The sequence below is a fragment of the Marinococcus halophilus genome, from assembly GCF_002265875.1.
Classification (GTDB): domain Bacteria; phylum Bacillota; class Bacilli; order Bacillales; family Marinococcaceae; genus Marinococcus; species Marinococcus halophilus.
This window is the reverse complement of the sequence record NZ_NPFA01000001.1, coordinates 233,855-256,847: the sequence shown is the minus strand read 5'-3', so window position 1 is coordinate 256,847 and position 22,993 is coordinate 233,855. Positions and strand designations below refer to the sequence as shown.

Here is a 22,993-nt window from a genome sequence, read left to right as displayed (position 1 = left end):
GAGGTACGCCGATGTTTACGAAATATGTTCTCGTATGTGTGCAGATCATCGCGCTGCTGCTTTTGATAAACGGCAATCCGGCAGTCGCGGTGGCATCCAACCTGTTGATTATCGTTCATTTTATTTATCATCTGCGAAGGTTCAAGGCCGTCATGCTCTTAGTGGTATTTATGAGCACGTACTACATGAACTTCGCCTACGTGTACTACGGCGGCTATAAAACGACGTACTACGACGATTACTTTTATCCGATGTATTACGTCAAAACGCTTTTGATTATGTCCCTGTTTCTGCTCGTGCTTTATTTATTTACCCGGAGGCCGGAGGCGCCGGTCTATATCGCTGACCGGCTGGAGCGGAAGTCCAACTGGGCACTGTATCTCGTGAGCCTGGCCGCGATTACGGTCATAATCATGCTCGGGAAATCGGGTGAAAACATTTTGGAGTCGGGTGGGTATGGAATGAATTCCACCGCCACGTTTGGCAGCCTGGCGATTTCGGAATACGTGGTGCTGTTTATTATTCTCGGCTACTACTATTCCAGAAGCATTCAGTACGCGAGTGTCCTGCTGCTCGGGCTGTCGTTTTTGTATATCGCCAAAATGGTACTGTTCGGCGGCCGCATTGAAGCGCTGCAGGTCGGGATGCTGCTGTTTATTCTGTTCTGGGAAAAACGGCTTTCGCTTATGACGATGCTTGCCGGGGGCGGCGTTATTTATTACGTGTTTATGGTGTTTGGCCGCATCCGGGCGGACATTTCGTTTTACCTGCAGAATCCGGAAAATATTAACTTCGGCCTCACCAGCTACTCGGAGGGCAGCTACATGCCGAGTAACGCCGGCGAAGTGCTGTACAATTCCACCCTTTTTTCGGGGCTGCTGCAGGACGGGCTGCTTGGTGCCGGCGACCGGATGGCCGCGGCTGCCGCGTTTGTGATGCGGATCTTTTTGCCCACGGGCCGCATTCCGTTTGAACAGGCCGAGCTCAGCAATTACCTGTCGGATATATCACCGGCCGGGGGCGGAGGATTTATCGCCAGCTACTTTTTCTACTTTTTCGGCTTTGCCGGAGTGGCGGTCATCGCCATGGTGATCGCCGTGCTGTTGAACAAGCTGGCCCGCGCCAGCCACCCGCTGTTTATTTTCACAGGAATCATCATTCTCACGACATTCCCGCGCTGGCTCGCATATGACCCGATTACCATGTTTAAAATGTCGTTTTACATGCTCATTACTGCTGTGCTGTACGCGGTGGTTCATGCATTGATGGCTGAAAGACCCGGAAGGCCGGCCCAACAACGTCCATTTCTTCGTCTGTCATTGGTAAATTCCAGGGAGGTGAGGGCACATGCGCCCAAAAGCAGCGCTCGTCGGCCAGTTTCCCCCGCCGGTGCACGGCTTGTCAAAGGCTCTCTTCAAGATAGCCGACGCAAAAGAGCTTCAGGCTGATTATGAGATGGAAACGATCAACCTAACTGACAACAAGCGAATTGTTTCGACGATCCGGAAGCTTGTTACATCCAACTGCGATTTTTTCTACTTTACGATTGCCCACTCGAAGGGCGGCAACGCCCGGGACCTGCTGCTGCTTGCGATCATGCTCGGGAAAAGGCGCCCGGTTATTATTCATTATCACGGCGGCTACTTTAAACAGCTGCTGAGTAAAATGAATCCGCTGCAGCGAAAACTGAACGAACAGCTGCTTCCGAAAGCAGCCTGCGTGGTCGTACTGAGCGAGAGCTTGAAAGCATTGTTTCAGCCGGTCGTCCCCGACGAAAAGCTCGTGATCTGCGAAAACTTCGTGGAAAAAGAAGCACTGCTCACCGAGGAGGAGCTCGAGACGAAAATACAGAGAATGGATGGCAAGCACGTGCTGTTTTTGAGTAACTTTATCGCTTCCAAGGGCTACCTGGACGTGCTGAAGGCAGCGAGCCTGTCGAAGGGCCATCCGGAAATGACGTTTCATTTTGCGGGTGCTTTTTTTGACCCGAAAGAAGAAAAGCGGTTCAAGGCGATGGTGGATGAGCACGGGTTAACCAACGTCGTGTTTCACGGCGTGGTTGGCGGCGAAGCCAAAAAGGAACTGCTGCGCACGTGCAACGTGTTTATCCTGCCGACCTACTACCCGAATGAAGGCCAGCCGATTTCGGTCATCGAAGCGATGGCGAACGGACTCACGGTCGTTACGACAAAGCACGCCGGCATCCCGGATATTGTCAAAGAAGAGAACGGCTATTTTGTTCCCAAGCAGGCGCCGCACGCCATTGCCCGGCAGCTCCAGGACATCAGCGTCCGGGGCCTGCAGAAAACAGCCCGGGTCAACCGGACGTACGCCCTGCGCTCGTTTAAAGAAACAGACTATACCGAACGGATCGACAAGATATTCCAGAGGGCCGTCCCGGCAGAAACGCCGCCGGAAGCAGCCGAATCTTCAGCAAAGGAGAAGCTTGGATGAAAAAACTGGTGTTTGTGATCAACTACTTTTACCCCGACCTTGCTTCCACCGGCCAGCTGATGACCGAGCTGTGTGAAGAGTTGGCGGATGACTTTGCGATTACCGTCATCGCCGCCCAGCCCGGCTATGCGGGAACGGAGGCCGAAGAAACGACTCCGCCCGCTTCAGGCTATCATGGTTCCATCAAGGTGGTGCGTGTGCCGCTCCCGCCGGTCAATAAAAATTCGAAGGTGAGCCGGGCCAAATACGTGGCTCTTTACTTTACGCGGGCCCTGCATGCCCTGCAGAAGGAAAAGAACGTGGATCTTGTGTACACCATCTCGCAGCCGCCGGTGCTCGGCGGCCTGCTCGGCACGATCGGCAAAGTCATCAAGCGGGCGAGGCACGTATACAACATTCAGGACTTTAACCCGGAGCAGGCCGAAGCGGCCGGCTACGTGAAAAACCAGACGGTGCTCCGGCTGGCAAAGGCCGTCGATACCGTTAATTGCGCCTTGGCCGACCACGTGGTCGTTGTCGGAGAAGACATGCGAACGACGCTCCGCCGCCGGTTTGGTAAACGAAGAGTGCCGATGCACAGCGTCATCAACAACTGGACGAATGAAAAAACCATCGTGCCGCTTGACAAAACGAATCCGGAGGTTCAAAAGTTTCTGCATGCTCACGGCCTGGAGAACAAATTTATCGTTATGTATTCCGGCAACCTTGGCCTTTATTACGATCTGGAAAACCTGATCCGGCTCACTGAAAAGTTCCAGAGCTATCCGGATGTGAGGTTCGTATTTATCGGCGAAGGGGCGAAAAAAGCGGAAATACAGGAGTTCGTAACCAAGCACGATCTCGCGAACGTGCTGTTTCTGCCCTACCAGCCGCTGGAGTTCATCAAGTATTCGTTAAATGCTGCAGACGTTCATCTGGTGGTGAACCAGAAAGGCATCAAGGGCGTGTCGGTGCCGAGTAAAATCTACGGCGTCATGGCTGCCGGGAAGCCTGCGATTGGCGTGCTTGAAGCGGGCAGTGAAGCGGAAAAGCTGCTGCGGGTGAGCTGCTCGGGTCTCTTAGCAGAGCCGAAGGATTACGCCGCGGTGGAGGAAGCGATCACGGCCATGTATCATATGGACGCCGCAGACCGACAGGCGATGGGGCGTGCCGGACGGGCGTATTTGGATCAGCATTTAACGAGAGAGGTCTCGATCGGAAAGTACCGCACGCTGTTTGAGGATTTGACGCGCGAGAAACACTCAGCCGTGGTATCGGGGACAAAGGCGAAACCTTCATAAAAATCCAACCGGAAGGGGATCATGCTGATGGAAACAAAACGACAGGCTGATGGCATTGTGAAGGAAGTTCACCAGTCGCTGGAACCCGTACAAATGAAGCCGTATTATGAAGCAGTAAAGCGGCTGGCCGATCTTGTTTTCGCCGCTCTCGGAATCATTCTGCTCGGCTGGCTGTTTGCATTCATCGCGCTGTTGATTAAGCTTGAAGACCCGAAAGGCCCGGTGTTTTTTAAACAGACCCGCTGCGGGAAAAACGGCACGCCGTTTACGATGTACAAGTTTCGTTCCATGGCAACAGACGCTGAAGCCCGGTGGGAGGCGCTGCAGGATCAAAACGAAGTAAGCGGCCTGATGTTTAAGATAGCCGAGGATCCGCGCGTCACGAGGGTTGGCCGGTGGATCCGCAAAACGAGCATCGACGAGCTGCCGCAGCTGTGGAACGTAGTAAAGGGCGACATGAGTCTGGTCGGCCCGCGTCCGCCGCTACCGCGTGAGGTGAAATACTACAGCGAGTATCATATGCAGCGCCTGAACGTAAAGCCGGGATGCAGCGGCCTTTGGCAGGCAACCGCCCGCAACAGCGTCGGTTTTGAAGAAATGGTGCAGCTCGATCTCCTGTACATTCAAACGCGCAGCACGGTGCTTGATATGAAAATCATCGTCTGGACCTGCCTGAACATGGTATTAAAAAGGGACGCAAGCTGAAGCGGGAGACTGATAGAAAGGAGCATCCAGATGAAAATTGCCTTTGTCACAAATTTGCGTGCACCGTACCGGACGCTGCAGTGGAACGAATTTGCCCGTATTCCCGATACCCAGGTCACGGTTTATTACACCGACCGGCCCAGCGAAAACCGGGCCTGGAGGGTAACGACAGCCGAAGAATATAAAGAAATCGATCTTCCCGGCGTCCAGCTCGGCAAAGCGGGCCGAATGAATGCCGGCCTGCACCATATCGTGAGCACCCATGACCTCGTAGTGATCGGCGGGTATGAAAAACCGGCGTATATTGCCCTCAGCCTCCTGTGCCGAATGTACCGGAAACCATACGTGCTTTTGTATGACGGAATCAGTGCCCCCAGGCTGCAGGATGCACCCAGCGGCTACAAGCATAAGCTGAAGGCAACGGTGATCGATCACGCCGCCGCGGTGTTTGGCAACGGGGAAGTGAGCCGGCGCTACTTTGCCGATGTGTTTGGCTATCCGGACGCGCGCATCTACAACCAGTACCTGGCGGTGGATGGCCGTGCCATCCAGGAACTCGCCCATCACCGCGATTATTACCGGGAAAAGCTGAGAACCAAATACGGGCTCGCGCCGGGGGAGCCAGTGCTCGTATATTCGGGACGGCTGATTGCCATTAAAAATATGGCAACGGTGATTGAAGCGGTCAGCACGATGAAAAATCCGGTGACAGTATTTGTTATTGGGGGCGGCGAACAGGAGGAGGAGCTGCAGCAACAGGCCGGGGAGGCCGGAGTAAAGCTTATCATTACCGGATTTCTGTCCCGGCAGGAGGACGTGTTCGAGCATTATATGCTCGGGGATGCGTTTATTCTTCCCTCTCTCATAGAACCGTGGGGGCTGGTCGTGAACGAAGCGCTGGCCGCCGGCCTTCCGGTTATAGTGTCAGAGCGCTGCGGGTGCTCGCTGGATTTAGTGAAAGAGGGCGTGAACGGCTACACCGTCGATCCAAACGACAGCAGACAGATGGCGATTGTAATAAAAAAAGCATTTACGGAGCTGGACCGTAAAAAAGCTGCCGGAGAGGCCCGGCGACTGACGGAGCAGTGGAGTTTCGCGGGTTCAAAGGCTTCTTTCACAGAACTGCTTGAATATGTCCAAAAAATGCACCTGGCCCAAAGTCAAACGTCCAGGAGGGTCGTATGGAAAAAACCATGAGCGCAAAAAAGGTGCTGACTGTCCTGAAAAAATACGCTCTGGTAATCGCGGCCTTTGCGATAATCGCCGGAGCGGCCGGGGCGGCGTACACGTACCTGTTCATGACCCCGGTGTACGAAGCCCGGGCGCAGATTCTTGTGAACCAGGAGCCGGAGGAGGATGCAGCCCCCGGCACCGGACTGGAAGCAAACCTCGCGTATATTAACACGTACAATGTCATTATTACGAGTGCGCCAATTCTTGAACAGGTCATCGAGGAAGCAAGCCTGACCCAGAGCGTGGAAGAGCTGCAGGAACAGATTACCGTAGCCGGAGAAAATGAATCGCAGGTGGCCTCAATTACGGCAGAGGACACAGATGCGAAAACGGCGGTTGCCATCGCGAATACGACCGCCCTGGTGTTTGAGCGCGAAGTGCCAAATATTATGAGCGTGGATAATGTCAGCGTGCTCGCACCGGCGAAGGCTTCAGAAACGGAGGAACCAGTGTCCCCGCAGCCGCTGTTTAATATCGCGCTTGCTCTCTTGATTGGCGCTATGATCGGCATCGGGTTCGCGTTCGTACGAGAATATCTTGACCGGTCGATCAAGGAGGAAGAGGATATTGAAAACGGACTGGGGCTGTCGGTGTTGGGCACCATCTCGTTCATCTCCGACCAGGCACGGGGACAGCCCGAAGAAGTCATTGAGTTAGAAGACGTTACACGGCCCGAGGCCTCCAAGCAGAAAACTTCTTAAACAACGCTTCAAAACGAACAGCCGCTTCACGCGAGGGACGCGAAGCGGCTATTTCGCATGAAAATAAAGGAACAATGAAAGGGAAAGTGGAATATTATTGAAATTGCCTTTCAGATTACCTTCAGAATACGGACAGAGCAGCCGATGAAATAAAAGAGAAATAAAAACATATGCAAGTGTTTTCCAGCTCATTTGAAGATGCCTGTTAAAACCATCGCCGCCGGAGGAGGAAAAGCATTGCTGCATCAATTAGTCACATCGAAAACGAGATTACGGTTAATCGTGAAGTTTTTTTTATGCGAGGAAGAAACGTACCTGCGGAAAATTGTACGCGAGTTCAATGATTCGGCCAACGCGGTGCGCGTGGAGCTGAAGCGCCTGAGTGACATGGATCTGATTATCGGTCGTCCCGTTCAGAACCGCCGCTACTACCAGGTGAATAAAGAGCATTACATGTACGAGGACATGAACCGGCTGGTGCGGAGTTACGTGCAGTGGGAGCAGCTGCAGGAGGTGCTTGAAGAAACCGAATGGCAGTACGTCTACATGGCTTCGGAGGAACAGCCGCCGCACGGGCTGGAATACATTGTCGAAGTAGGAGAGAACTCCCTGGACGCGGGCAAGCAGCTTTTGATCGGGGGATGCATGAAAGTCACTTTTGTTACAGCGGACACGATATGCCAAATGGAGCAGACGCTGATCATGGTCCACAGCCTGGATCTGGAAAAGTCGGGCGCCAGCCCGCAGCCGTCATAAAATTACATAGAAGATAAAACCATCCTGCCGAGATTCATCGGCAGAATGGTTTTTGTGTTTAATGATTGGATTTGTTTTTAGAAACCGATCGCACAGAAAAGTACTCTGGATAATAATCCTTATACCATTCCACGAATTTTCCGATACCTTCATCAAGCGAGGTAACCGGCTTGAATCCGACAGCCTTCTGCAGGCTGTCAATATTTGCATACGTCGCCTGCACGTCTCCCGGCTGCATCGGCAGGTATTCCTTCCGCGCTTCCATGCCTAGATGCTTTTCCAGCGTTTCGATAAATTTCATCAAAGCGACCGGTTGGTTGTTGCCAATGTTAAAGACCTGGTAAGGCGCATAGCTTGTCGACGGATCCGGATTTTCGGCATCCCAATCGCTGTCGCCGGCAGGAACAGCCGGAATCAGGCGCACAATGCCCTCCACGATATCATCGATATACGTGAAGTCCCGCATCATGTCTCCGTTGTTGTACACCTGGATCGGCTCCCCGTTCACGATTTTATTTGCAAACTTAAAGTAGGCCATGTCCGGCCGCCCGAGTGTTCCGTACACGGTAAAGAACCGCAGGCCGGTCGTCGGCAGATCATATAGGTGGCTGTACGTGTGCGCAAGCAATTCATTGGACTTTTTCGTTGCCGCGTACAGGCTGACCGGATGATTCACGCCGTCCTCCGGCGAGAATGGCATTTTTTTGTTTGCACCGTACACAGAACTTGAAGATGCATAAATCAAATGCTCCACCTGATGATGCCGGCACATTTCCAGAATGTTCGAGAAGCCGACAATGTTGGATTGGATATACTTATCCGGGCGCTCCAGGCTGTAACGCACTCCCGCCTGCGCAGCCAGGTTGATAACCGCCGTGATCGTATATGTATTGAAAATCTCCTGAAGAGCAGCAGTATCAGCCAGGTCTATTTCATGAAAGTGAAAATCGTCGTGTTTTTCCAGCCGCTCCTGTCTGCTATACTTTAAGTTCACGTCATAATAATCGTTATTGTTATCAACCCCGACGACTTCATAGCCCTCTTTCAATAAACGTTCCGCTGTATGCATGCCTACAAAGCCATTACTTCCTGTAACTAAAATCATATTGTGTACCTCCATTATTATTTAATAATTTTTACTTAATATTTTTATTATGTTAATTGTTGCTCCAAGTTAAGAAAACACATCTATCATATAACAAATTTAACTAGTTGTGAATCAAATAAATGGAAATGTTTAAGCACTTACATTTTAAAATGATAATATATAGCGTGTTTAATTCGGTTGATTTTTCTGTAAGATAAAGTAAAATGAGGACGTCGAAAATAATAAGGAGATGATAATAATGAAAACAATGTTAAAAAATATTTATAAAAAGGTCCCGCTTATAAGTCAAAAATTAAAGTGGAAAAAAAAGATAAAAATCATACTGAAAAAAAATCAAATAACAAAACGAGTGCCTAATGAGTATAGAAATGTAATCAATAATTTTTGGATGGAAAACGCAAATACCAATATAAGAAAGGATTGGCATCTCGCCTACAGTAACCTGAACGGAATTAGAGACGAGCGTTATGTGCCAGAAGATATATTTTATACACGGATAGAACCGGCTTTAAACAGACAAGACCTTGTGCCCGCGTATACGGATAAAAATAATTATAAAACTTTCTTGGGTAATTATCCAGAACCTACAATTTTAATAAAAAATAAACATGGGAAATTCTATACAAATAGCGAGGAAAAATTAAATATAAATGAAGCGAAGGAACTTCTCTTAAACAAAGAAGGAGAATTTTTTATTAAACCCAGTATTGATAGCGGAGGAGGAAAAGCAGTAAGTTTAATTCAGGTAGAGAATAAAAAAATTTCGTTAAAAAATAATCCAATTTCTTTTGAAAAATTAGATAAACTGTATGGTCCAGACTACCTGATTCAAAAGAAAATAATGCAGCATAAAAGCTTAAGGGAAGTTCATCCCGATTCTTTAAATACTCTAAGAATAACAACATTAAAGTTAGATAATGAGATAGTGGTTATATCGACAGTGGCGAGATTTGGTAATAAAGGAGAATCTGTAGACAACCAAGCTTCAGGCGGAGTTTCGTGTGGTGTTGACGATAAAGGATTCTTAAAAAAATATGCGGTCGATAAATTAGGCTCAAAATTTAGCGTTCATCCATATACTAATGTGAAATTCGAAGGTATCAAAGTACCTAATTATAAATCAGCTACGGAACTTGTTAAAGATCTGCATTATAAATTGCATTATTTTAACATGGTTTCATGGGACGTGGCGGTAGATTTGAACGCTGAATTAAAATTATTAGAGTTAAATTTACAAGGTCAAGAAATTAACTTTCATCAATTTAATAACGGACCGCTATTTGGGGAATACACTAAAAAAGTTTTTGAAATGATTAAGTAAGAACAAAATAGTGGTTAAATTATTTGCTAATAAATAGGAACAACATTAAGTGTTTAGTAAAGTGAGAAGTGTTGATATACTTACAGTTGGTCTGAAGATGTCTTTCTGTCCATATAACATTGTTTTTTACGAATCTTCGATAGTTAAAACATTGGGGAGCTTTGAAAAGTGTGATACGGTAAATATGAAAAACTTTTATTTACAGTGCTATGTTCAATTTCAATTCGCCATATTTGCATTTTTCTTATTTATAAATTAAATATTTAATAATTTTTTGTTTCAACGAAATAATAATTATAGTAACGACATTCTTTCACTAATATATGACAAAATATACTCCTTAATTTAAGAAGTATTAAATCAAATTAAGAGAATTAATTACTATATTACATAAAGGAGTAAAGAATGCCATGGGTTTAAAGCAAAGACTATTAGCTTTAGTTTTTTTAGATTCAGCTATCGTTATTTTTTCTATATTTATTTGTAATTTTATATTATCGGCGGATATACGTCCTATTAATAGTGTATTGGTCACCAGTGCATTTATTTTATTGATCGTACACCATATTTGTGCTTATTATTTCAAATTGTATAAAAAAGCATGGGAGTACGCGAGCGCAAAAGAAATTAAATCTATTGTTTACGCTGTTACCATTTCTATAGCTCTTACAGGATTAATGCAGATAGTTGTATTTCAGGAATTTTATTTACGCACACTAATAATGACCTGGATGGCGCATGTTATTTTGATTGGCGGTTCTAGAATGGCGTGGCGACTTTACCGGGATGCTTATGGTTCTAGTAATCAAGGTGGAAAGAAGACACTGATAGTGGGCGCAGGTTCAGCAGGTACAATGGTGGCCAGACAGTTAGCGCAGGAAACAAGTTCAGGGCTTTTGCCTGTAGCTTTTCTGGATGACAACTCGTCCAAACTGGGCCTTGAAATTATGGATCTTCCTGTTTATGGAGCAATAAGAGATGTAAAGAAAGCAGTAGAGAAATTTTCGATTGAACACATTATTATTGCGGTACCCTCACTCGAAAGTGAAGAATTAAACCAGGTCGTCAATGTATGTGCAGAAACAAAAGTAAGGACTCAGACATTGCCGCGCATGGAAGACATTATGCTCGGTAAAGTTGAAGTTACACAGTTTAAAGATGTGGACGTAGAAGATCTGCTGGGGCGGGAGCCGGTGAAGTTGGATGTAGAAGGTATAGCTGATTCCATTACTAACAAACGAGTATTGGTAACAGGAGCCGGCGGATCCATTGGTTCAGAAATCTGCCGCCAGATTGCCCGCTTTTCTCCGGAAGAAATTGTGCTGCTTGGGCACGGGGAGAACAGCATTTATTCCATCGAGATGGAGCTTAGAAACAGTCTTCCTGAGTTGAATATCTCTACAGAGATAGCTGATATTCAGGATAAAAGCAAGTTGATGCAGATTTTCGAAGATAGAAAGCCGCACGTGGTATTTCATGCTGCAGCACATAAGCATGTACCGCTCATGGAACGTAATCCTGAAGAAGCGGTGAAAAATAATGCACTGGGAACAAAAAATACAGCCGAAGCTTCAGACCACGCCAGTGTTAACACGTTTGTAATGGTATCTTCCGATAAAGCAGTAAATCCAACCAGCGTGATGGGAGCGACTAAACGCTTAGCTGAAATGATCGTGCAGCATATGGACACGGTAAGCAAAACTAAGTTTGTAGCAGTGCGCTTTGGCAATGTACTTGGCAGTCGTGGCAGCGTTATTCCTTTATTTAAAAAGCAGATACAAAACGGAGGCCCTGTCACCGTTACTGACCCTGAAATGGTCCGTTATTTCATGACGATTCCTGAGGCTTCGAGACTGGTTATTCAAGCCGGAGCTCTTGCGAAGGGCGGAGAAATCTTTGTACTTGATATGGGTGAGCCGGTGAAAATCGTTGATCTTGCGAAAAACTTAATTAAACTTTCTGGTTATACGGTGGACGAAATTGGTATTAAATTCAGCGGTATTCGTCCAGGTGAAAAAATGTATGAAGAGCTTCTTAGTAAAGAAGAAGTCCATGAAAATCAGGTGTACCCAAAAATTTATGTAGGTAAATCAAGTGAAATAAATATCAATGAAGTTATTAATTTCACGAAAAAATGTGAAATGCTCGAGAAAGACGAAATAAAAAAACGAGTGCTTGAAATTGCGAGAGGAGAACATATAGAGCAGAATCATCTTTCAGCAGTCAATAAAAAGGTGAATGCAAATAACTAGAATGACTGGAATTGCTTCGCAAAGAAAAAATAAAGGGTGTTATCATGAAGAAGTATTCAAAATTAAAAAAGATAATAGATTTTGACATAACTTTGATAGCTACAATTGCATTAAGTCCTTTAATTGTGCTGTTGTCGCTACTGATTAAAATGGATTCTAAGGGACCAGTTTTGTTTAAACAAAAGCGTATTGGAAAAAATAAAGTTCCTTTTTATATTTTCAAATTCAGAACGATGAAAATCGAAACCCCCAAAGATACACCAACGCATATGCTCGAAAATCCAGAAAGCTATATCACGAACATGGGTGCATTTTTAAGAAAAACCAGCCTAGATGAACTCCCTCAGCTGTTTAATATTCTAAAAAGCGACATGAGTTTGGTTGGTCCTAGGCCAGCTCTTTGGAACCAATACGATTTAATTGAAGAACGGGATAAGTATAAAGCAAACGCTATAGAACCTGGCCTTACAGGATGGGCCCAAGTGAATGGAAGAGATGAACTGCCCATAGAGATTAAAGCCCGACTAGACGGTGAATACGTAAGTAAACAAAGTTTAACTTTTGATCTTAAAATACTAATTAAAACATTTCTTGGAGTTCTTAAAAGTGATGGTGTTAAAGAAGGAAAAGCTGACTCATAAAAGGAGTATGTGTAAATGAAAAGGCTGCTAATTACTGGGAGCAATAGCTATATAGGAAATAGCTTAATTGAATGGTTAAAACAATATTCTAGTGAATACATAGTAGAAACAATTAGTCTGCGCAATGAGTCTTGGGAAAATACAAATTTCTCCCAATACGATACAGTTTTGCACCTAGCCGGCATTGCCCACGTATCTTCAGATCCAAAGCAAAAAGAACTGTATTATAAAGTGAATCGTGACTTAACTATTGAAACTGCTGAAAAAGCCAAGCAGGATGGTGTGAAGCAGTTTATTTTTATGAGTAGCATTATTGTTTATGGAGGCAGTGTTTTAAATAACGGTATGATCGACAAATCTACAGTGCCCCGCCCTAGAGATTTTTATGGTGATAGTAAATTACAGGCTGAACAAGGTATTGTTTCGTTAGAAAGTGAAAATTTTAAGGTCGCTATAGTTCGCCCGCCGATGATTTATGGTAAGGGTTCAAAAGGGAACTATCCAAAATTATCTAAATTAGCTAAAGCAACTCCTTTTTTCCCAAATATAGAAAACAAAAGAAGTATGTTACATATAGACAATCTTTGCGAATTCATTAGGTTACTAATTGAAAATGAAGAAAAAGGGTTATACTTTCCGCAAAATAAAGAGTATGTAAGAACAAGCGAAATAGTTAAATTAATTTCCCATGTACATAGAAAAAAAATGATCTTAACTAAAATTTTTAATCCTTTAATATTATTGTTAAGAAAAAAAGTCAATTTTTTAAATAAAATATTTGGAGATTTAGTGTATGAGAAAAATATGAGTAATTATAAACAAGAATATAGAATTAGGAATTTAAAAGAAACTATAACAGTTACAGAGTTGGGGCATACCAAATGAAAAAAATTTTAATAACAGTTAATCATGATGTAGTTATTTATAATTTCCGCCTAGAAATTGTAGAAAAATTTTTGTATGAAGGACATCGAGTCATTATCTCCAGTCCCTATGGTGAACGTATAGATGAATTAATTGAGTTGGGCTGTGAATATATAGACGCAACTATTTCTAGACACGGTACAAATATCATGGAAGATTTAAACTTATTTAACTATTATTTAAAAACTATTAGGGAGGTTAAACCCGATGTAGTTTTATCTTTTACCATTAAACCTAATATCTATGGAGGTATTGTTTGCCGGCTATTGAACATACCTTATATTGCAAATATTACTGGACTTGGGACGGCAGTTGAAGAAAAAGGCATAGTCCAAAAAATATCTATATTATTATATAAAATTGCTTTTAAGAAAGTAAACTGTGTATTTTTTCAGAATGAAGAAAATAAAAAATTCTTCATAGATAATAAAATAGCAATCGGTAAACATAAATTACTTCCAGGTTCTGGAGTCAATTTAAAGCGTTTTGATATATTAGAATATCCTAATAAAAATGAAATCCATTTTGTGTTCATTTCTAGAATAATGCAAGCGAAAGGAATAGATCAATATTTAGAGGCAGCAGAATATATTTCAAATAAATATTCAAATGTGAAATTTCATGTATGCGGTTTTTGTGAAGAGAATTACGAAGAAAAATTAGATTCATTAGATAATAAAGGTATTATCAATTACCACGGAATGGTAAGAAAAGTGAAAGATATATTAGCAATAACTCATTGCACCGTTCACCCTACATATTACCCAGAGGGTTTATCAAATGTACTTCTTGAAAGTGCCGCTTCCGGAAGACCTATTATTTCCACGGATAGAAGTGGTTGTAGAGAAGTAATAGATGATAGCATTAATGGATACATTGTTATGGAAAAAAACAGTAATGATCTTATAGCTAAGATAGAAAAATTTATCAATTTAAGATATAGTGACAAAAAAAATATGGGATTAGCAGGAAGAAAAAAAGTGGAAGCTGAATTTGACAGACAAATCGTGGTTAACGCTTACTTGAGCGAAATTGAGAATGTGAGGTGAATAAGTTGAAATATAAAGAACTTATTAAAAATCAAGAAACTAGGATAAAATTGTTAGGTTTATTAGATTTTTTACCGGATAGGTTAATGATTCATTTGCAATATTTCATTAAAATGGGAAAAAAATTAAACTTGAAGTCTCCTAAAAGATTCAATGAGAAAATTCAATGGTATAAATTGTATTATCGTGATCCATTAATGACTAAATGCGCAGATAAATATAGTGTAAGAGAATATGTATCAGCAAAAGGCTACGATTCTATTTTGATCCCATTATATGGTTTATATAGTCGTGGGGAAGAAATCAATTTTCAATCACTTCCCAAGAAATTCGTATTAAAAACAACGAACGGAAGTCATACAAATATAATATGTAAAGACAAAGAAAAATTAGACAAAAATAAAACCATAATGACTTTGAATCAATGGGTGAAAAAAAGAACTGCAAAATTAGGTAGGGAGTGGGCGTATTATAATATTGAGCCTAAAATTATTTGTGAAATGTTACTAGAAGATAACGACAATGAATTCGAGGGTATCAATGATTATAAATTTGTTTGTATAAATGGAAAAGCCGAAATAGTTTGGATTGATATTGATCGATATGAAGACCATAAAAGAAACTTTTACGATTTAGAATGGAAATATTTAAATATTAAAAGCGATGTTCAAAATTATAATGGAGTTATTAAAAAACCTAATAAATTACAGGAAATGAAAGAAATCGCTGAAGATTTAGCTGAAGATTTTCCTCAAGTAAGAGTCGATTTATATTTAATAAACGATAAGATTTACTTTGGAGAGTTAACATTTTATTTGTTAAGTGGCTACGAAAAGTTTTATCCGGATTATTTCGACTACCAATTAGGCGAGAAATTTATTCTGCCGGAAAAAATTAAATAATTTGGAAGGATATTCAATGGGACCTATTAGAGTATTACATGTATTTGGTAATTTAGACACTGGTGGTGCTGAAAGTAGAACGATGGATATATATCGACAAATAGATCGAAGCAAAGTGCAATTTGATTTTTTAGTTCATACTGAAAAAAAAGGATACTTTGAAGATGAAATCAATGATTTAGGCGGCAAAGTATACAGAGTGCCGAGTTTCAGTCCTAGAAACTTTTTTGAATATTTTAAGCAAGTCAACAATTTTTTTAAATTAATATCTAATCATCGAGTAGTACATGGGCATATGTTAACTACGGCATTTATATATCAATTTTTAGCTAGAAAGAATGGAGTGGTTACTAGAGTAGCACATGCTAGAGCTGGAACTAGAGGAGAATTATCTTTTATCAATTTGGTAAAAGAAATACTAGAAAAATTAAGCCGCTTTCAAGTAACTGATATGTTTGCAGTTTCTAAAATTGCTGGCAATAGTAAATTCGGTAAAAGGAAAGTAAGTTCAGGTGAAGTAAAAGTAGTGCCCAATGCTATAAAAGCTGATAAATTTAAATTTAATCAAACTATTAGAGAAAGTATGCGAGAGAAATTCAATGTCGAAAGAGAGTTATTAGTAGGCCATATTGGACGTTTTCAACCTCAAAAAAATCATTTGTTTTTATTAGATATATTTAACGAAATACGTAAAATATATCCCGAATCTTTACTAATATTAATAGGCGACGGTCCATATAAAGAAAAAATAGAAACAAAGATTAAAAAATTAGAGATGAGCAAAAACGTAATTTTGTTAGGAATTCGTTCAGATATTCAAGATTTGCTACAAGCTATCGATGTTTTAGTTTTCCCTTCAACACATGAAGGTTTCCCAGGGGTAGTTTTAGAATCACAAGCTGCAGGGATTCCCTGCATAATTTCTGATCAAATAACTGAAGAAGTAAATGTGACAAACCAAGTGAAATATGTTCCATTGAATGAAGATTCGCATTACTGGGCTGAACAAGTAGTTAACACGTTAAATGAATTTGACAGAAAGGATGGTTATGATCTAATTAAAAATTCAGATTATGATATAAATTCTACCGCTAGATGGTATGAAGAATTTTATTTAAAACGTAGTCATTAATAAGTCTTAAAGCGATTGTTTAAACTAATTAAGTTTTTTAATTCAAATTTAATCAATTTATTTGCTTCACAGAGAATAAGGTGGTAAGTAATGAAAAATATATCAATGCTTGGATTGAAAGTAAGTAAAACAGAAAAATTCTTGATATTTTTCACGGGTTCAACAATAGGTTTAATTGTTTCTTTATTAGCATCTAATGGGCCATTTACACATTTTTCAGAAAACCATGTTTTTGCTTTGATCAAAGTTATTCTATGTATTTTGATTAGTAGTTCAATATTGTATTTTATTGCTAGTACTGTATCTCAAAAATTAATGAATATTGTTTTTCTTGCATTTTTTTTAAGAATTATAACAGTGTTTTTTATGAGTATATTTGGAATTTTACCTTATCAATATGATAACAATTGGGATTTAACGGCTTCTCAGTTACTTCCCAGTTGGCATGCTGGAAATTTTTATTTTGATGTTGGGAATGGGTTTGAACCTTATAGTATATTGACAACTATCATTTATTTTTTATTAGGAGAAAATCCAATTTATATGCAATTATTAAATGCATTTTTTGGCGCCCTAACCATTTATGTTATATTTTTAATTTGTTTGAAGTTGTTCAATAAAAGAGTTGCTTACCTAACATCAATTATTATAGCTTTATGGCCTACCTATATTTTTTTCATTTCGATGCAAATGCGGGAATCTTTAGCTATTTTTTTCATCACATTACTTATATATTTTTTTATAAATTGGCTCAATGATTTCAAAATTAAAAACCTCATTGGGGTATTAATCGCGCTTATTTTCAGTGCTTTAATAAGAGAACAAAATGCAGTATTGGTTACATTAATACTATTTCCATTTGTTATAGTTCATTTTTGGAAGAATTCAAATAAATATCTCAAGATTTTTTCAGTTATTTTTTCTTTTGTCGGTTTAATTATTGCTTTTCTTATCTTGAATGTTTCAGGTTACTTAAGTTATTTAAATTTGAATTACATATCAGAAGAGATGAATTACCGTACAGATGGAGAGACGGCGTATTTAGCGTGGATGAATTACTCTAGTATTTTCGATTTAATCATTTACTCCCCTATTAGATTGATATATTTCGTATATACTCCTTTTCCTTGGCAAATAACAGATTTTCAACAAGCGATAAGTTTTTTAGAAAGCATTGTATTAATAATAATGACTTTTTACATTTTAAAAAATATTAAAAAAATAATAAATTATTCTTTATATAAAAAAGGTTTCTTTTTTTTGATAGCTTTTTGTCTTTTAGGATTAATCGCTAATGGTTTAATTGATTCTAATGTAGGTACAGCTATAAGGCATAAACTACAATATTTATACCTTTTTATTATCTTGTTCGTTGCTGCCTGGGATTATAACAAAACTAAAGTACTGAATGAAAAAACGAGATATAATAGTGATTGAGAACTTAGTTTGATTTAAGTTCTACGTTAGGTAAAAGAGAGTGGTAAATTGTTAATTAAACATTCGATAATATACTTTATAGGGAAATTAATTCCAGCTATTTTAAGTGTTTTAGGAGTCGTAATTTATACTAGACTAGCTTCCCCAGACAGTTATGGCTTGTTTTCCCTAATTACTGTAATAGTTAGTTTAGTAAATATTTTGTTTTTTCAATGGTTAAGATCTAGCTTTTTAAAATTCTATAATAATAAAGACCAAATAGAAAAATTTAATAATACTTTTTTTCAATCACATATAAAGGTGTTATTAATAGTTGGTTCGATAGCCATGATATTAAGTATAATTTTTGAATATTATTTTTCAATTGGTGTTTACTTCTTTTTCGGTTTCCTAATGATGGTTTTGTTATCTGTTTATGAGATGTTTATTATATACTATCGTTCCAGGTTACAACCTAAGATCATTTCTCAAGTTCAAACTTTAAATAAATTTTTGACAATAATTGTTACAACAATTTTGCTTTTTTATGGAGCTGGGGTGGCGGGCTTATTAATTGGAGTCGCTAGTGGGAATTTATTAAGCATATTGATATTTTATTTTAAGTCAAATTTAGAAATAAGAAAATTTTCTAGAGATGTGAATCAAGATACTAAAAAAGAGATACTAAAATATGGCTTACCAATTACTTTTTCTTTTGCACTTGGAGTAGCTATGCAAAATATAGATAAATTAATGATTTCTGCTATATTAGGTTTAAATGCCAATGGGAATTATGCAGTAAGTTATGATTTGCTACATAATTTGCTTTACATGATAATGACCTCTATTTCTTTGGCCGGACTTCCATTAATTTTCCGTAAAATCAGTGAGAAAGGAGAAAAAGAAGGTAAAAAGCAATTTTATAATTATTCAAACATGCTATTTTTTATATCTATCCCTTCTGTAATTGGTATGATTGCTATAATAGAAGAATTTAAAAATGTTATGATAGGCAGTGAATACAATATACCTAGTGAATTACTTATACTGATAGTATTTGCTACTTTGTTTCAAGGATTGAAAAGCTATTATTTTGATATTGGTTTGCAAATATCTGGAAAAGCTAAATACTTTTTTCTGCCTTCTTTAATAGCAATAACTATAAACATTGTTTTAAATTATTTTTTACTTAATAGTTATGGGATCAATGGTGCTGCATTTGCTACAACTGCTTCATTTTTTATAGCTATGTTGCTAAGCTTTTTTTACCAAAATAAAGTTTATAAGGTGAAAAAACCATGGATGAATTTAATGAAAATAACTATTTCCTCAGGAATAATGTATTTATGCATATATTTTGTGGGAATAAATAACTTAATAATTTCGTTACTTGTGAAAATTATCTTAGGTGCAATAATTTACTTGTTAGTAAGCTTGTTATTGAATTCTGTGAATACAAAAGAGCTGTTGAAAAATCAATTAAGAAAACAATTAAAAACAAACAATTAATAATTTAAAAGTTAATTTGATTGGATAAGGGGATTTTATCATGAAAACTATTGTAATAATTAAAGACTACGCGGGATTTGTTAGACAAGATTTGTCACCAAAAATAAGCATAGATTTAAATAAAGTTAAAGCTATTTTAAAAAATAATGGATTCGAAATAGAAGAGTACCAGTACGATGAAATCATAAATAAAAATGTTGACATTAAAGGGAAATACATAATATATTCTAGTTCCCAAAAATTAGAGTACAAAGAATATATAGATGACTTATTATTAGAATTAGCTGAAGAAAATATATTAATACCAAAATATGAAATATTCAAAGCTCATGAAAACAAAGGTTATCAAGAATTACTAAAAAAGAAAAAAAATATATCTTCATTGAATGCTATCTATTTAGCAACAGAAAAAGAATTTGAAAAATATTCAAATAAAATAAAATACCCTGCCGTATTTAAAAGATTATCTGGCGCAGGTGGTATAAACGTTTTTAAAGTTAATAATTCAAAAGATGTGAAAAAATTATTAAAAAAATATAATAAGCCACAGAACTTTTTAAGTTTTAAATTTAAAAAATTTTTAAAATCGTATATATTTAGAAAGTATTCCGAGTTCAAAAAAGAAAGCACTTATATTGGAAGATACGTTCTTCAAGAATGGGTGCCTAATCTTGAAGAAGACTGGAAAGTGCTAGTTTTTAACGAAAAATATTATGTATTGAATAGAAAAGTAAAAAAAAATGATTTTCGTGCAAGTGGGAGTGGGAAATTAGGCTTTATAGATCCCCCTGAAGGTCTTTTAGATTATTCAAAGGAAATCTATGAGAAACTAGACGTTCCCTTTGTATCTTTAGATATTTGTTATGACGGTGAAAAGTTTTATTTAGTGGAATTTCAAGGCACACATTTTGGGCCATATACTATTGTGAAATCTCCCTATTATTTTACTATGAAAAATAAAAAATGGGAAAAAATTGGTGGGAGCTCTGATTTAGCTGAAGAATACACTAATAGTATTATTAGTTATTTAAATAAAACAGTAAATTAAGTTGGAATTTTGCACGCTATTAAACACATTAGTATAAATAAAATATAAATGTGTCTTTTGTTAGATGATATTACTAGTATAAATAAGGATAATGCATTAATTACCAGTCAATGGTATAGTTTAATTTAGAAAGAAGTTATTAAATATCTTGGGCGTGAAGATAGTTTAAAATTATTAATTATGTTTAAGTATGGAGGAAATCATGGAAGAAAATATTAGTATTCAAGAATTGTATCAAGTGTTAAAAAAAAGAATAGTTTTTATCCTGTCTATTACGTTAATTGCCGTAATTATAAGTGCTATTGTTACGTTTTTTATTTTGACACCGAAATACGAAGCCTCCACCCAAATTTTAGTTAATCAATCTCAAAATGGAAACGAAGAAATATCTTCTACAGACTTGCAATCAAGTAGAGAACTTGTGAGTACATATAACATTATTATGACTAGTCCAGCTATTTTAGAGCCAGTAATAGAAGAAACCAATTTTGATGGCTCTACTTCGGATTTACAAGCTAAAATTAATGTCGAATCTGAAGAAGAATCTCAAGTAGCTACTGTTACGGTTAATGATACAAACCCGCAAAAAGCAGTGTTATTAGCAAATACTTTAGCCCAAACTTTTGAAAATGAGATCCCGAACATAATGGATGTAGACAATGTAAGTGTTCTATCTGAAGCTTTAAGCGAAGATACTAACGCCCCGGTATCACCTCAACCTATATTAAATTTAGGAATAGCATTAATAATAGGTTTAATAGTCGCGGTAAGTCTGGCTTTTGTACTAGAATTCCTCGATAAGTCGATCAAAAGTGAACAAGATATAGAGAAAAATTTAAAACTTCCTATTCTTGGTACTGTTCCAATTATGCCTGAGAATGAAGTTAATAATTCGTTAAACAATAAAACAAATTCCAGGTCTAATATCCGTGAAAAAGATCGCAAAACTTCATAACTATAAACTTTAATTAAATATGTTGGAGCAAAAAGGGTTATTCTTAAAAATAAGATAATCCTTTTTAATTTTCAATTTTATTTATTAAAATGAGTCAAAATATAAATTGACACCGCTTTCAAAATACTGTTTAATAAATACTAAGTTAATTAATTTACTTTACTAACTTTTGAAAACGCTTTAATATATTCTACATACACGACTTTCAAAAGCTGGTAATACACTTGAGGGGGATGGGTTCATGAAAACATCATATTGGAAATTGGCAGTAGCGGGGGCAGCGTCGGTAGGTCTGTTAACGGCATGCAGCGGAAACAGCGGGGGCGGAAGCGGGGACAGCGGCGGTGATGGCGGAGGCGGCGACGGTGAACTGAGTGGCGAAGTGGAAGTATGGTCGTGGAACGTGGCAGCGTCGTCCCTGGAGCAGGCGGCTGAGCAGTTTATGGAAGAGCATCCGGACGTGGAAATTACAGTCCAGGACAGCTCGACCGATGACGTGTACGAGCGGCTGACGGTTGGTCTTGGCTCCGGCGGATCCGGCCTTCCGGACGTGGTTTCGCTTGAATCGTCCCAGCTGGAAAACTACAAATCCCAATTTCCGGATGGATTCATGAACCTCTCGGAAAACGGCTTTGACGAGCACGCGGACAAATTCACCGAATTTAAAGTGGATGCCGCGCAGGATGAAAACGGCGACTTTGTTTCGATGCCGTGGGACATCGGCCCGGCCGGTGTATTTTACCGGGTGGATCTGTTTGAAGAAGTCGGGGTGAATCCGGACGATATTGAAACGTGGGATGATTACGTGGCCGCCGGTGAAAAGGTCGTGGAAGAGACGGACGCGTTCATGCTGCCGGTGCAGGTGACCTCCGATGATTCCCCGTACCGCGTGTTTTTGAACCAGCAGGGGGTCAACTACTTTAACGAGGACGGCGAAATCCAGCTCGATACGGACGAAGCTCAGGCAGCGATGGACCTGATGGCGGAAATGAGCGAGAAGGAATTAATCTATAACGCTAACACCTGGGATGCAATGGTCGGGGCAACTGTAAACGGCGATGTGGCTTCGGTTCCGACAGGCGCCTGGTACAGCGGAACCATTATGGATCAGGCTCCGGACATGAGCGGGCAGTGGGGCGTCATGGAGCTGCCGACGTTTGAAGAGGGCACGCCGCAGGCAGCCAACTCCGGCGGATCCAACCTGGCGGTACTGGAATCCTCGGAAAACCAGGACGCGGCCTATGCGTTCGCCGAATACTTTACAACCAATGAAGACGTACAAATTCAGGCCTTTGAAGAGTACGGACTGTTCCCGTCGCTCACAAGCACGTATGAGGATCCAATCTTTGAAGAGCCGGTGGAATACTTTAACAATGAACCGGTTTACGGCCTGCTTGCTGATACGACCGAAAACATTGAACCTCCGGTCTACAACTCCGACATCCCGCGGGCGGAAGATGTGATCATGGACGCGCAGTCCTCGGTCATTCTCGAGGGCAATGATCCTAGCAAGGTCATGAGCAACGCGGTCGAACGGCTGGCCAGTGAAACCGGCCGGGAAACATCACAATAATGAATGAAGGGGAGAGCGCCTGCTCTCCCATTTT

20 protein-coding genes are annotated in these 22,993 nt (G+C 39.9%); 19 read left to right on the top strand and 1 reads right to left on the bottom strand.

Annotated elements, in window-relative coordinates; translation table 11 throughout:
* The first annotated feature begins 11 nt into the window (after nt 1-11).
* The 7 genes from CHL76_RS01290 (at nt 12) to CHL76_RS01255 (ending at nt 7,129) form a co-directional block, all read left to right on the top strand.
* Nucleotides 12-1,448, top strand: a complete 1,437-nt coding sequence (locus tag CHL76_RS01290) for a hypothetical protein (RefSeq protein WP_094907626.1) — start codon at nt 12-14, stop codon at nt 1,446-1,448.
* Nucleotides 1,348-2,454, top strand: coding sequence for a glycosyltransferase family 4 protein (locus CHL76_RS01285; RefSeq protein WP_094907625.1), 1,107 nt, complete (start codon nt 1,348-1,350; stop codon nt 2,452-2,454). Before CHL76_RS01290 ends, CHL76_RS01285 begins: the two co-directional genes overlap by 101 nt.
* Complete coding sequence (locus CHL76_RS01280; protein WP_094907624.1) at nt 2,451-3,734, top strand: glycosyltransferase family 4 protein; 1,284 nt, start codon at nt 2,451-2,453, stop codon at nt 3,732-3,734. Before CHL76_RS01285 ends, CHL76_RS01280 begins: the two co-directional genes overlap by 4 nt.
* Nucleotides 3,735-3,761: 27 nt before the next feature.
* The gene (locus tag CHL76_RS01275; RefSeq protein WP_094907623.1) at nt 3,762-4,439 is read left to right on the top strand and encodes a sugar transferase; all 678 of its coding nucleotides are present in this window, start codon (nt 3,762-3,764) and stop codon (nt 4,437-4,439) included.
* A gap of 30 nt (nt 4,440-4,469) precedes the next feature.
* On the top strand, nt 4,470-5,636 hold the full coding sequence (locus tag CHL76_RS01270) for a glycosyltransferase family 4 protein (protein WP_094907622.1): 1,167 nt from the start codon (nt 4,470-4,472) through the stop codon (nt 5,634-5,636).
* Nucleotides 5,621-6,373, top strand: a complete 753-nt coding sequence (locus CHL76_RS01265; RefSeq protein ID WP_094907621.1) for a YveK family protein — start codon at nt 5,621-5,623, stop codon at nt 6,371-6,373. Before CHL76_RS01270 ends, CHL76_RS01265 begins: the two co-directional genes overlap by 16 nt.
* Nucleotides 6,374-6,610: 237 nt before the next feature.
* Nucleotides 6,611-7,129, top strand: a complete 519-nt coding sequence (locus CHL76_RS01255) for a winged helix-turn-helix domain-containing protein (protein WP_094907619.1) — start codon at nt 6,611-6,613, stop codon at nt 7,127-7,129.
* A 58-nt stretch (nt 7,130-7,187) separates the two neighbouring features.
* Here the strand turns inward: CHL76_RS01255 and CHL76_RS01250 are convergent, their stop codons facing one another.
* A complete protein-coding gene (locus CHL76_RS01250; protein WP_094907618.1) occupies nt 7,188-8,234 on the bottom strand; it encodes an NAD-dependent epimerase in 1,047 nt (348 codons plus the stop codon).
* A gap of 241 nt (nt 8,235-8,475) precedes the next feature.
* Between CHL76_RS01250 and CHL76_RS01245 the strand changes: the two genes are divergently transcribed.
* The 12 genes from CHL76_RS01245 to CHL76_RS01190 all read left to right on the top strand — a co-directional run bounded on the left by CHL76_RS01245 (nt 8,476) and on the right by CHL76_RS01190 (nt 22,959).
* Nucleotides 8,476-9,558: a sugar-transfer associated ATP-grasp domain-containing protein gene (locus CHL76_RS01245; RefSeq protein ID WP_158219025.1), complete on the top strand. Its 1,083-nt coding sequence runs from the start codon at nt 8,476-8,478 to the stop codon at nt 9,556-9,558.
* A gap of 410 nt (nt 9,559-9,968) precedes the next feature.
* Nucleotides 9,969-11,810: a polysaccharide biosynthesis protein gene (locus tag CHL76_RS01240; protein WP_094907616.1), complete on the top strand. Its 1,842-nt coding sequence runs from the start codon at nt 9,969-9,971 to the stop codon at nt 11,808-11,810.
* Nucleotides 11,811-11,854: 44 nt separating this feature from the next.
* Nucleotides 11,855-12,451, top strand: a complete 597-nt coding sequence (locus CHL76_RS01235; protein WP_094907723.1) for a sugar transferase — start codon at nt 11,855-11,857, stop codon at nt 12,449-12,451.
* A gap of 15 nt (nt 12,452-12,466) precedes the next feature.
* Nucleotides 12,467-13,336 (top strand): NAD-dependent epimerase/dehydratase family protein, encoded by an 870-nt coding sequence (locus tag CHL76_RS01230; RefSeq protein ID WP_094907615.1) that lies wholly within the window; start codon nt 12,467-12,469, stop codon nt 13,334-13,336.
* On the top strand, nt 13,333-14,424 hold the full coding sequence (locus CHL76_RS01225) for a glycosyltransferase family 4 protein (RefSeq protein ID WP_094907614.1): 1,092 nt from the start codon (nt 13,333-13,335) through the stop codon (nt 14,422-14,424). Before CHL76_RS01230 ends, CHL76_RS01225 begins: the two co-directional genes overlap by 4 nt.
* Nucleotides 14,425-14,429: 5 nt before the next feature.
* Nucleotides 14,430-15,326 (top strand): ATP-grasp fold amidoligase family protein, encoded by an 897-nt coding sequence (locus tag CHL76_RS01220; RefSeq protein ID WP_233133183.1) that lies wholly within the window; start codon nt 14,430-14,432, stop codon nt 15,324-15,326.
* 16 nt (nt 15,327-15,342) lie between these two features.
* Nucleotides 15,343-16,458 carry a glycosyltransferase family 1 protein gene (locus CHL76_RS01215; RefSeq protein WP_094907613.1) on the top strand — a complete coding sequence of 372 codons (1,116 nt, stop codon included), beginning with the start codon at nt 15,343-15,345 and terminating at the stop codon, nt 16,456-16,458.
* A gap of 90 nt (nt 16,459-16,548) precedes the next feature.
* Nucleotides 16,549-17,895, top strand: coding sequence for an ArnT family glycosyltransferase (locus CHL76_RS01210; protein WP_094907612.1), 1,347 nt, complete (start codon nt 16,549-16,551; stop codon nt 17,893-17,895).
* Nucleotides 17,896-17,943: 48 nt separating this feature from the next.
* The gene (locus tag CHL76_RS01205) at nt 17,944-19,383 is read left to right on the top strand and encodes a lipopolysaccharide biosynthesis protein (protein WP_094907611.1); all 1,440 of its coding nucleotides are present in this window, start codon (nt 17,944-17,946) and stop codon (nt 19,381-19,383) included.
* Nucleotides 19,384-19,423: 40 nt separating this feature from the next.
* Complete coding sequence (locus tag CHL76_RS01200; protein WP_094907610.1) at nt 19,424-20,431, top strand: ATP-grasp domain-containing protein; 1,008 nt, start codon at nt 19,424-19,426, stop codon at nt 20,429-20,431.
* 202 nt (nt 20,432-20,633) lie between these two features.
* Nucleotides 20,634-21,386 carry a YveK family protein gene (locus tag CHL76_RS01195; RefSeq protein WP_233133182.1) on the top strand — a complete coding sequence of 251 codons (753 nt, stop codon included), beginning with the start codon at nt 20,634-20,636 and terminating at the stop codon, nt 21,384-21,386.
* 241 nt (nt 21,387-21,627) lie between these two features.
* Entirely contained in the window at nt 21,628-22,959 is a 1,332-nt protein-coding gene (locus CHL76_RS01190) for an ABC transporter substrate-binding protein (RefSeq protein WP_094907609.1), read from the top strand.
* Nucleotides 22,960-22,993: the final 34 nt, after the last annotated feature.